The 11830-nt window shown below is 35.6% G+C and carries 10 protein-coding genes; 1 reads left to right on the top strand and 9 read right to left on the bottom strand.

The features are described from left to right. Positions 1-329: 329 nt before the first annotated feature. A complete protein-coding gene (locus THEWI_RS03425; protein ID WP_004405405.1) occupies positions 330-1982 on the bottom strand; it encodes a peptide ABC transporter substrate-binding protein in 1653 nt (550 codons plus the stop codon). Positions 1983-2589: 607 nt separating this feature from the next. On the opposite strand from THEWI_RS03425, the gene THEWI_RS14345 reads away from it, so the two are divergent. Next, positions 2590-2748, top strand: coding sequence for a hypothetical protein (locus THEWI_RS14345; RefSeq protein WP_167535740.1), 159 nt, complete (start codon positions 2590-2592; stop codon positions 2746-2748). 70 nt (positions 2749-2818) lie between these two features. On the opposite strand, the gene THEWI_RS14135 is transcribed toward THEWI_RS14345, so the two are convergent. The 8 genes from THEWI_RS14135 to THEWI_RS03385 all read right to left on the bottom strand — a co-directional run bounded on the left by THEWI_RS14135 (position 2819) and on the right by THEWI_RS03385 (position 11813). After that, positions 2819-2977, bottom strand: coding sequence for a hypothetical protein (locus tag THEWI_RS14135; protein ID WP_014062067.1), 159 nt, complete (start codon positions 2975-2977; stop codon positions 2819-2821). Between the two features lie 452 nt (positions 2978-3429). Then, positions 3430-4857 (bottom strand): Asp-tRNA(Asn)/Glu-tRNA(Gln) amidotransferase subunit GatB, encoded by a 1428-nt coding sequence (gene gatB, locus THEWI_RS03415; RefSeq protein WP_014062455.1) that lies wholly within the window; start codon positions 4855-4857, stop codon positions 3430-3432. Beyond that, positions 4857-6323: an Asp-tRNA(Asn)/Glu-tRNA(Gln) amidotransferase subunit GatA gene (gene gatA / locus THEWI_RS03410; RefSeq protein WP_014062454.1), complete on the bottom strand. Its 1467-nt coding sequence runs from the start codon at positions 6321-6323 to the stop codon at positions 4857-4859. Before gatA ends, gatB begins: the two co-directional genes overlap by 1 nt. Positions 6324-6335: 12 nt before the next feature. Continuing rightward, complete coding sequence (gene gatC, locus THEWI_RS03405) at positions 6336-6623, bottom strand: Asp-tRNA(Asn)/Glu-tRNA(Gln) amidotransferase subunit GatC (protein WP_003868770.1); 288 nt, start codon at positions 6621-6623, stop codon at positions 6336-6338. Positions 6624-6697: 74 nt separating this feature from the next. After that, the gene (gene ligA, locus THEWI_RS03400; protein WP_014062453.1) at positions 6698-8686 is read right to left on the bottom strand and encodes an NAD-dependent DNA ligase LigA; all 1989 of its coding nucleotides are present in this window, start codon (positions 8684-8686) and stop codon (positions 6698-6700) included. A gap of 17 nt (positions 8687-8703) precedes the next feature. After that, entirely contained in the window at positions 8704-10839 is a 2136-nt protein-coding gene (gene pcrA, locus THEWI_RS03395; RefSeq protein WP_014062452.1) for a DNA helicase PcrA, read from the bottom strand. Between the two features lie 50 nt (positions 10840-10889). Then, the gene (locus THEWI_RS03390) at positions 10890-11192 is read right to left on the bottom strand and encodes a YerC/YecD family TrpR-related protein (RefSeq protein WP_014062451.1); all 303 of its coding nucleotides are present in this window, start codon (positions 11190-11192) and stop codon (positions 10890-10892) included. Between the two features lie 303 nt (positions 11193-11495). Next, positions 11496-11813 (bottom strand): PTS sugar transporter subunit IIA, encoded by a 318-nt coding sequence (locus THEWI_RS03385; protein ID WP_003870489.1) that lies wholly within the window; start codon positions 11811-11813, stop codon positions 11496-11498. Between the last annotated feature and the right edge of the window lie 17 nt (positions 11814-11830).

The following is an 11830-nucleotide window of genomic DNA, read 5'->3' as shown; positions in this document are numbered from 1 at the left end:
AAAAATTTAAAAAATCCTTCAATTTTTGTTTAATGTTTAAAATTTTTTTGTAAACATTATATCAAAATTTAAATGCGTAAACAAAATTACTATTTTTATTCAATTTTATTACATTAAAGTTTTATATAATTAAATTCATCCCCTCCTGCCTTAATTATTATCCACCTTAATTTTTTTTAAATCAAGCAAATTATTTGTATATTTTAAACTTTTTGTTTAATTGTATTATAAGTATGTTTATTCTTAATATTTAAATTTACCGTTAAATTGTAAAGACCAGGCCCTTCAAGACCTGGTCTTTATGCCTTTTTTGTCAATTGTATTTTCCTTTATTTATTCTTTCCCTCAATATATGTCCATTTCCATTCGTTGTCAACACCAACTGGGAATCTTACCCAATCCTTTACATATGGTCTTTGCAGATAGGCTCTTCCTGCAAAGTAAAGCGGACCAATTGGCATGTCTTCCATCAATATTTTTTCTGCTTCATGCATTGCTTGCATTCTAACTGCATTGTCATTTGTAGAGTTAGCCTTTTTTATGAGTTCATCGTACTTCGGATTGCTGTAGAAGGCTGTGTTGTTTCCACCACCTGTTACCCAAAGGTCCATAAACGTCATTGGATCATTGTAGTCAGCCGCCCAACCAGCGTATACTATGTCATAATCTCCTTTGTCCATCATATCAAGTCTCACTTTAAACGCGACATTTACAATATCAACACTTACACCCAAGTTTTTGTTCCAGAATTCCTGCAATGCCTGTGTATGCTTTTTAGCAGCGTCACTATCTCCACCTACAAATTTTATCTTTGGAAGCTTGTCGATTCCCAATTCTTGCATTCCTTTTGCAAGAAGCTCTTTTGCCTTAGCTACATCATTGTCTTTAAAGAAATCTCCGCCTTCTTTTCTAAACTCTTCTTTTTCACCAGGTATTCCTGGTGGAACAAATGAAAGAGCAGGTATTGAACCATTCTTGAGGATGTTATCCACAAAAGCTTTTCTATCTACTGCATATGTGAAAGCTTTTCTCATGTTAACATTTGAGAATATTTTGCTCTTATTATTGAATTGTAAATACCACGTTGTAGCCGTTGCCATTTGATGGAAATTGGGATCGTCTTTGTATTTGTCAATATATTGTCCTGGTACACCTATACTATCATATTCTCCTGCTTCGTATTTTTGAACAATGGCATTTTCATCTTTTAACATATCCATATTTATTCTTTCCAGCTTTACATTGTCTTTATCCCAGTAATTTGGATTTTTTTCAAGAACAATGTTTTGTTCATGGTTCCATTCTTTTACTATGAATGGCCCGGAATAAACCATTGTATCTGGTGAGGAACCATATTTGTCTCCATATTTTTCAACAGCAGCTTTTTGCGCTGGCAAATACGTGATAAAAGATGTTAACCCTAAAAATTGAGGAGCTGGTTTTTCAAGGATGACTTCCAATGTTTTATCATCAAGGGCTTTTACTCCCACATCCTCAGCTTTTGCTTTGCCACTATTATATGCCTCAGCATTTTTAATGTAGTAAAGCATATATGCGTACTGTGAAGCTGTTTCTGGAGCAAGGGCTCTCTTCCACGCGTATTCAAAGTCATGAGCAGTTATAGGAGTGCCATCACTCCATTTAGCATCTCTTAGATGGAAAACATATCTCAATCCATCATCTGAAATCTCCCAATCCAAAGCAAGTCCAGAACCTTTTTCCACTCTGCCATCTTTATTTAGTCTAACTAGACCTTCTAATGTAGCATTCAAAATATCAAAAGACACAGTATCTGTCGCCAGTTGTGGGTCAAGGTTTGGTGGTTCTTCCCCTAAGTTAATATTCAATACTTGTTCATCTGCAGGTTGAGATTCAGAAGATTTATCAGTTGGAGACGTTGATTGTTTTGAACATCCTACAAAAAGCACCGAAGATAAAATAAATAAAACAGCTAATGCTAATACTAAAATTCTTTTTCTCATCAAAAACCCCCCTCTTATTAATATTTTTTTAAAATTTCATCTCTCTTACCTTCTATTACAATTTCATGCCTCACCTCCCCCCCCTTAGCCCTTATAAAAATTATCAGTAAAATTAAAATTATTTTTCTTGTCTACAATTATATATATTAGATAAAATCTACAAAATTCCTCCTAAAATTTTATGAATTTTTTATTATTCTAATTGCAAATCCAAAAGAATAAAATATTATTTGACTATTCACTAATTAACAAAAAAATTTAACCCCTTCAACAATTAATCAATTTGTTTAGTAAAAATAAAATACGGACAAATCCAGCAAATAAGCAATATTTCAGCAATCTCGAGAAAAAACAGCTTTACATAATTATATCATCTAATGTTTACATATACAATATTATTTTACGAATTCAGTGAAAATTATTGAATCAATCAAATTTACTTGTAATTGTCATTTTATTGCGAATAAAATAGAAAATAGCCTACACTTTGTGTAGGCTACAGACTGTAGACAAACTTTCGTAAAGGAGATATTTTGCATAAGGAGCGACTTGTTACAAAGCGGTAACAAAACTTAGCGAGACCAAGCGTGGAGGCAGGGCCGAAGCCATGGATGGCGAAGGCGGGCACCTTAAGGCATGGATGCCGATTGTGCCCGGTACCCTGCCGGAGCCCGAAGGACGAGCTTTAGTTTTGTCGCTTTGGAACATCGGAGCGACGATGCAAAATATCTCCTTTGAATATTTTTTAACTTGGTCAATCGAGTAGGAGCTGAATAATTATTTTATTCAGCGTCCTCTCACACCACCGTACGTACCGTTCGGTATACGGCGGTTCATTAGGAATTATGTACAATTCTTAGTACATCGTTTCTTCCATCCCTTGACGCCGATGATATACTATGCACTTCCGTTGTCTTTTGAAATTCCCTTTCTCTATCCAACGGATAGCCTCTTTGTTGAGTTGTCTGCAGTCTTCGCATATCTCTCGAGTTCATAAGATTTCCGAAACCTCCTAATGTTCAGTCCTTCCTTATCTATTCATGTCTAGATAAGTACTATGACCTCTGCTGACTTCTCAAGGTTCAGCCATACATCACTGTATGGGTTGTCACTTCATATTTTACTTCCATGACTTATCCTTGAGACCTCCCTGGGTAAGAACAATAGCTTTCATCTCATATATCTGCCAGATTTACTGTATGGGATTCGGGTAGTGTTGGACTTTGTTTTGATGTGCAAACTCATCCATCCCAATTCAGCCTCTTATCTGGTTCTTGTTCATCAGACCGAGATTTTGCCTTAAGCTTCCTTCAGATTCCACCTCACGATGGACACCCTTGCTCTCGGCTAGTGGTTCCCACTACCAAGCCCACAGCGGACTTTCACCGCCTAGCTATCGCCCATGCCGGGCGCACACAAACTGTAGCCTACACTTTGTGTAGGCTACTTATTTCGACAATTCTTCTTTTAAGATTTGATTAGTAAGCTGAGGATTTGCTTTTCCTTTTGTCGCCTTCATAACTTGCCCTACTAAAAAGCCCATTGCTTTCTCTTTGCCGTTTTTGTAATCCTCTACTGATTTAGGATTTTCTGCTATGACTTTTTTGATAATTTCTCTTAATTCATCCTCATTAGCTATCTGTTTCAATCCTTTTTCTTCTACTATTACCTCTGGCTCTTTCCCTGTACCAAACATCTCTTCAAAAACAGTTTTAGCGATGGATCCGCTTATCACACCGTTATCAATTAATTTAAGCAACTTTACTAACATTTGCGGTGTTACGGGTACTTCGTCTATTTCTTTCCCTGTCTCATTCATGAGGCGAGAAAATTCTCCCATAAGCCAATTGCTTACAGTCTTTGGAGAATCATATTCGAGAGCACACTTTTCAAAAAAGTCCGCCATTTTCTTTGAAGAAGTTATAATTTTAGCATCATATTCAGGCAAACCGTACTCAGCAATAAATCTTTCTCTCTTGTGGTGTGGCATTTCAGGCAAAGACTTTCTAATCTCTTCTTTCCACTCATCTGTTACAATTATTGGAACTAAATCTGGTTCAGGGAAATACCTGTAGTCATGAGCTTCCTCTTTTGTCCTCATAGGCTCAGTAATTCCTTTTGACTCATTCCATCTTCTTGTCTCTTGTACTATTGTTCCGCCTTCTTCTAAGACTTTTATCTGTCTTTTTATTTCATATTCCAACGCCTTTTGAACAGCTTTAAAAGAGTTTAAATTTTTAAGCTCTATTTTTGTCCCTAATTCAGTACTTCCCACAGGCCTCACAGACACATTTGTATCAACTCTTAAAGAACCTTCCTGCATTTTGCAGTCAGAAACTTCGGTGTACTCTAAAATGCTCTTTAATTTTGTTAAGTATTGATAAGCTTCTTCAGGTGTAGACATATCTGGTTCAGAAACTATTTCAATGAGAGGCACTCCTGCACGGTTGTAATCTACTAAAGAACCATCTGTATTTTCATGTAGCAACTTTCCAGCATCTTCTTCAATGTGTATCCTCTTTATTCCTATTTTCTTTGTCTGCCCATCTACTTCAATTTCTACATACCCGTTGCTGCACAAGGGAAGGTCATATTGAGAAATCTGATAAGCTTTGGGTAAGTCAGGATAAAAGTAGTTTTTTCTGTCCATCTTGCTGAAGTTTGCAATTGTGCAGTTTAAAGCAAGTCCCGCTCTTACAGCATATTCTACAACTTTTTTATTTAAAACTGGTAAAGTGCCGGGAAGTCCAAGACATACCGGACATACGTGGGTATTAGGTTCACCGCCAAATTTGGTAGTACAGCTACAAAAGATTTTGCTCTCTGTCAAAAGTTCGGCATGGACCTCTAAGCCAATCACTGCTTCGTACTTCATTATCTTGCACCTCCTATGGCCTGTGGTTTAGCATTAAATTTGTGAGCTTGTTCAAAGGCATAAGCGACATTTAATATTTTCCCTTCGTCAAAATGTCTGCCAATTATCTGAAGTCCAACAGGTAAGCCATCTGAAAGACCACAAGGTATGGATATGCCAGGGAGCCCCGCTATGTTAACCGATACAGTGTATATATCCGCTAAGTACATGGCTAACGGGTCGTTTGCCCTTTCTCCAATTTTAAAAGCTACAGTAGGACTTGTTGGACCTATTATTACATCGCATTTTTCAAAAGCTTTTTCAAAGTCATTTTTAATGAGAGTTCTGACCTTTAATGCTTTTTTGTAATAAGCATCATAATAACCAGAGCTTAAAGCATAAGTCCCTAGCATTATCCTTCTCTTTACTTCTTTGCCAAATCCTTCGCTTCTCGTAACCATGTACATGTCAATCAAATCTTCATATTTTTCTGCAATATGGCCGTATCTTATGCCATCATACCTTGCAAGGTTGGAACTAGCCTCTGCCGAAGCGATTATATAATAAGCTGGAAGAGCATATTCTACATAAGGAATAGATATATCTATGATTTCTGCTCCTAAATCCTGTAAAACTTTTATGGATTCTTGTACAGTTTCTTTTACCCCTTCTTCTATTCCCTCGCCAAAAAATTCTTTAGCCACTCCTATCCTCAAACCTTTAATATCTTCTTTGAGATAAGAAGTGTAATCAGGCTTGTCTATTTTTAAAGAAGTAGAGTCTTTTGGGTCATGCCCTATAATTGTATTTAATACAATAGCACAGTCTGTAACATCTTTTGTAAAGGGCCCAATCTGGTCAAGTGAAGAAGCAAAAGCTACAAGGCCATATCTTGACACCAATCCATAAGTAGGTTTCATCCCTACTACACCGCATAAAGAAGCTGGTTGTCTTATAGAACCACCTGTATCTGAACCCAAAGCAAAAGCCGCCTCGTCTGCCGCTATAGCTGCTGCAGAACCACCAGAAGACCCTCCTGGAACACGGGATAAGTCCCAAGGATTTTTTGTAGTTTTAAAAGCGGAATTTTCTGTAGAAGACCCCATTGCAAATTCGTCTAAATTGGATTTTCCTAAAATTATCACTCCTTCTTCTAGTAATTTTTCCACTACTGTGGCATTATAGGGAGGAATATAGTTTTCTAGCATCTTAGAAGAACAAGTGGTTTTTATTCCCTCAGTAGAAATGTTGTCCTTTATTATGACAGGAATGCCTGTAAGGGCCGTGTCCTCTCCCTTTTTGATTTTCTCATCTGCCTCTTTTGCTTTTTGCAAGGCAAAATCCTCTGTAATTGTGATAAGAGCATCTATTTTAGGTTCTACTTCTTTTATTCTTTCAAGATAGGATTTTGTCACTTCCAAAGCGCTGACTTCTCTCTTTTTGAGAAGTTCTCTAAGTTCGTGAATTGTCAAACTATATAATTCCATTTATGTACCTCCTCATTCTATAATCTTTGGCACTTTAAAACAGCCGTTCTCTTTATAAGGTGCATTCATCAATATTTTGTCTCTGTCCATTGAAGGCTTTACTTCGTCTTCTCTAAATACATTATGGATTGGCACTATATGAGCTGTAGGCTCTACATTTTCAGTGTCCAATTCGTTTAATTTGTTTACATAGTCGATAATTTTGCTCAGTTGCACTGTAAACTCTTCTATTTCCTCTTGCGAAAATTTGAGACGGGCCAGTTTAGCCACATGCTCAACTTCGCTCCTACTAATAGCCATGTTACCACACCTTTCCTTTATTATTCACATCTTATAGTTTACCACAAAAACATATTTTTTGAAGGGTAGTGTTTTTAAATATTTTCACCTTTTAGCATTTCTTCAAATTGTTTTTCATCAATTATCTTTATTCCTAATTCTTGGGCTTTTTTAAGTTTAGAACCAGGATCTTTACCTACTAATATATAATCTGTTTTTTTACTTACTGAATTTGTAACTTTTCCACCTCTTTCTTCAATCATTCTGGTAGCTTCTTCTCTCGTGTAATTTTCCAACGTTCCTGTCAAAACAAAAGTTTTCCCTTCAAATATGTTGCTTACTTTTCCTTTTGAAAGTTTTTTCATGTTTACTCCAGCATTTTTAAGTTTTTCAATTATCTCTACATTTTGTTTTTCTGCAAAAAAGGAAACTATGCTTCTTGCCATCTTAGGTCCTATGTCAGGCAACTGTGTAAAGTCTTCAAATTTTGCCTTCATGATATTGTCCATTGTCTTAAAATGCTCAGCAATCACTTGGGCAGCTTTACTGCCTATTAAGTTTATACCCAAGCCAAAGAGCAATCTATCTAAATCTCTTGTTTTGCTTTCTTCAATAGCATTTAATAAATTTTTAACAGATTTGTCCCCCATTCTTTCTAATTGTATTAAATCTTCGTATTTAAGATAATACAAATCTGCTATGTTGTGAATTAGACCTTTTGACAAAAGCTGATTTATTATAGCTGGCCCCAATCCTTCTATATCCATTGCATCTTTTGAAGCAAAGTGGATAATGCCTCTTAGAAGCTGTGCAGGACAATTTAGACCTGTGCAACGCCTTATAGCCTCCCCCGGAAGCCTCACAGCTAAAGCACCGCATTCAGGGCATCTATCTGGCATTACAAACTCTCTTTCTTGTCCAGTCCTCTCTTCTTTTACCACTTCTACTACTTCAGGAATGATTTCTCCCGCTTTTTGAACTATTACCGTATCTCCTATCCTTATGTCTTTCTCTTTTATGTAATCTTCATTATGAAGTGTAGCTCGGCTCACAACTGAACCTGAAATAGCTACAGGCTCCAATATAGCTGTAGGAGTAAGAGCTCCAGTCCTTCCTACTTGAACTATTATATCCAAGACTTTTGTCTTTTTCCTCTCTGCAGGATATTTAAAAGCAATAGCCCACCTGGGGTCTTTTGCAGTCTGTCCTAAAATTTCTCTCTTTTCAAGGTCATTTACTTTTACAACTGCTCCATCAATGTCGTAAGGCAGCTTATCTCGTAAGTTTCTTATCTCTTCTATTTCTTTTATTACTTCATCTATATTGCTACATTTTTTATGAATTGGTATTACTTTAAATCCTTGTTCTTTCAAAAATTCCAATGTCTCTATGTGAGTTTTAAATTTTCTACCTTCAATCTTCTGAAGGTTAAAAATAAAAATGTCTAAATCTCTTTTCGCCGTCACTTTAGGATCTAATTGCCTTAAAGAACCTGCTGCAGCATTTCTGGGATTTGCAAAAAGGCTTTCCCCTAATTTTTCTCTCTCCTCATTTAATTTTTCAAAAGAAGTGCGGGGCATGAAGACCTCTCCTCTTACAACAAGGCTCGCATCATCCTTAAGCCTTAAAGGAATTGACTTTATAGTCTTTAAATTTTGTGTGACATTTTCTCCTACGATCCCGTCTCCTCTTGTAGAACCTACAGTAAATATGCCATTTTCATAAATTAGTTCCACAGATAAGCCGTCAATTTTTAATTCTACTACGTACTCTACATCTCCCACTGCCTCTCTTACTCTTCTGTCAAAGTCTCTAAGTTCTCCCTCAGAAAAAGCATTAGCCAAACTTAACATTGGAACTACATGCGTAAAAGGCTCAAATTCTTTTAAAGGCTCCCCACCTACTCTTTGGGATGGAGAGTCTGGAGTTTTAAACTCTGGATATTTTTCTTCTAATTCTATAAGTTCTCTCATCAGCATATCGTACTCATAGTCTGAAATCTCTGGTTGGTCCAAAACGTAATATCTGTAATTGTGATAATTTATTTTTTCTCTCAATTCCTTTATCCTTTCTTTTGGCTCCATAATCCAACCTCCACAACTTAAGAAATAGCTTTAATAGGAGCAAACTTTAAGTCTAACTTTTTTATGCCCACATTTGGAAAGGCAACTGTAATCTCTTCTCCTTCTACTTTTACTACAGTGCCTATCCCCCATATTTTATGCTCCACTTTATCTCCTAAATTATATTGAGCCTTTTCATAAGTTTTCCTTTCTACATAGCTAGATACAGGCCTATACTCTTCTCTTGGCTTTGATAACTCATGGTATCTTACTAAAAACCTCTCAGGTATTTCGCTTATAAAACGGGAATAGGAGCTGTACTGAGATTTGCCGTATAAATTTCTCCTCCTCGCATAGGTCAAATAAAGTTTTTCTTTAGACCTCGTAATACCAACATAGCAAAGCCGTCTTTCCTCTTCTAATTCATATTCATCTGTAAATGACTTAAAAGAAGGAAATACCCCTTCTTCCATACCTACCATAAAGACTACTGGAAACTCTAATCCTTTTGCAGAATGTAAAGTCATGAGAACAACGCTTTCTCCAATCTCTCCAGCCAAGTCAATATCAGAAACCAATGTTATCCCGGACAAAAATGCTTCTAAAGATTTGTCCTCTGAAGACTCTTCAAATTCATAAGCCGCATTTAAAAACTCATTTAGGTTTTCTATTCTTCCCTCTGCTTGCTCTGATTCTTCTTTTTCTAACTCCTCTATATATCCAGTCTCTTCTAAAATGTAATTTATTACTTCACTGACAGTCATTGTATCTTTTTTATCAATTAATTCTAAAATAAACTCCTTAAATTCTAAAAGGCTATTTTTAGCCCTTTGGCTTACTTTTGCATCATCTATTGCAAAAAAAAGACTGGTGTCTTTCTCCAAAGCTGTAGCCTCTAATGCTTCAATGGTTGCAGCTCCAATACCTCTTTTAGGAACGTTTATTATCCTTTTAAAAGATATGTCATCATAAGGATTTACAAGTATACGCAAATAGGCAATTATGTCTTTTATTTCTTTTCTGTCGTAAAACCTTAAAGCTCCGACCACTTTGTAAGGAATTCGCACCCTCATTAAGGCTTCCTCAAAAGCACGGGACTGGGCATTTGTCCTGTATAAAATAGCAAAATCCCTAAAACTTCTATTTTCTCTTTCTTTTAAGTTGATTATTTCCTGTATCACAAATTCCGCCTCTTCCCTCTCATTCTCTAATTCACAGAGAATTATCCTTTCTCCTTCTTCATTATTTGTCCATAAAGTCTTTTTCTTCCTTCTTATATTATTATCTATGACATGATTGGCAGCTTCCAATATTGTTTTGGTAGAACGATAGTTTTGCTCTAATTTTATAACTTTAGCCTCAGGATAATCCTTCTCAAAGTTTAATATGTTTTTTACATCTGCCCCTCTCCAACCATATATGCTTTGGTCATCATCGCCAACCACACATAAGTTTCTGTATTTCTGGGCTAACATATTCACAAAATGGTATTGAGGCATATTTGTGTCTTGATATTCATCTACCATTATGTATTTAAATTTTCTCTGGTAAAAGTCTAAAACTTCGGGACTTTCCTTAAAAAGTTCAATAGTTTTTATAATTATGTCATCAAAATCAAGGGCATTGTTTTTCTTTAACTTTTTTTGATATAATTTGTATATTTCACTTATTTTCTTACTTCTATACTCATTTCCAAAAACATAAATATACTCTTCTGGAGTTACCATTTTATCCTTTGCAGAAGAAATAGCATTTAAGACAGTTTTCACAGGATACTGTTTTTCACTTAAATTTAGCTCTTTAAGGCATTCTTGTATTAAAGCCTTTTGGTCAGTAGTATCAAATATGACGAAATTTCTGTCATAGCCTATTTTGTCAATATCTCGCCTTAAAATTCTCACACAGGCAGAATGGAAAGTAGATACCCATAGGTCACCTATATAACCTAATAAATCTTCTACTCTTGTTTTCATTTCTTCTGCCGCTTTATTTGTAAAAGTGATAGCCAGTATGTTAGAAGGGGATACTTTTTTTTCTTTTATAAGATAAGCAATTCTACGAGTTAGAACGCGAGTCTTGCCGCTTCCAGCACCCGCTAATATCAAAAGAGGTCCTTCTGTAGTCATAACTGCTTCTCTTTGTTTGTCGTTGAGGCTGCCTAATATGCTGTTCATTTTTTTCACTCCAATTCAATCATTTAAAAAATCATTTAAAAAGCCCGGTTTTAGTCCCGGGATTCTGTTTCTAATCTGTCTAATATAATTTTATATCCATTTGCTCCATAATTCAATGCCCTATTTACTCTGCTTATGGTAGCAGTACTTGCTCCTGTCTTTTCTGCAATTTCTATGTAAGTCTTCTTTTGGCCAAGCATTTTTGCAACTTCCAATCTCTGCGCTAATGCCTTTATTTCATTTATTGTAGCAATATCTTCAAAAAACCTGTAACATTCCTCTAAATTTCTAAGTTTTAAAATGGCCTCAAATAACTGGTCTACCAGTTCATCCTTAATTTTGGATTCATACATAACCAATCCCTCTTTCAAAAATAATTAATTGTTTACAAATATATTGTACTTAATACACAGACAAATTTCAATACTTTAAAGTGATTTTTTATAACGTATACAAAATTAAGATGTAAGTGATATTGTAGACAAAAGGGCATTATTTCCAATATCAGATAGTGAATTTCATGGCTTTGCTTTGCCACCCCTTAAGAAGGCAAAGTAAAAGGATTGTTTAGAATAGCAAGAGTAGATGACAAAAATGAAAAATGATGGTATAATTATAAAAAATACTACCCGGATTTCCGGGTAGTAAGCAGCTGTTTATTTTTGTCTTTTTTCTAATTGATTGACTCTTTTATAGAGTTCAATCATTCTTTTTATTAAGTTTTTTTCAGCAAGAGCTGTCATAAGCTGGTCTTGAGCATGAATTACTAGGAAATTAGGAGCTTCACTTTGCTCTCCTTGTGTCAGCATATTTTGGTATTTATGCCCTTCATAAAACTCTTCATCTGCTTTTTCAAGATGCTTCTCAGCTTCTTCAAAATCTCCTCTTTCGGCTGCATCCAATGCTTCATAAGCTTCCGCTCTTGCATTTCCTCCATGCAATACTAAGTTGTATATTATTTGTTCTAAGTCCATTAGTTTCACTCCCATCA

Origin of the sequence: Thermoanaerobacter wiegelii Rt8.B1 (genome assembly GCF_000147695.2) — a bacterium.
Taxonomy (GTDB): Bacteria; Bacillota; Thermoanaerobacteria; order Thermoanaerobacterales; family Thermoanaerobacteraceae; genus Thermoanaerobacter; species Thermoanaerobacter ethanolicus.
The sequence above is the reverse complement of the archived record's forward strand: the minus strand, read 5'-3'. Positions and strand labels throughout refer to the sequence as shown.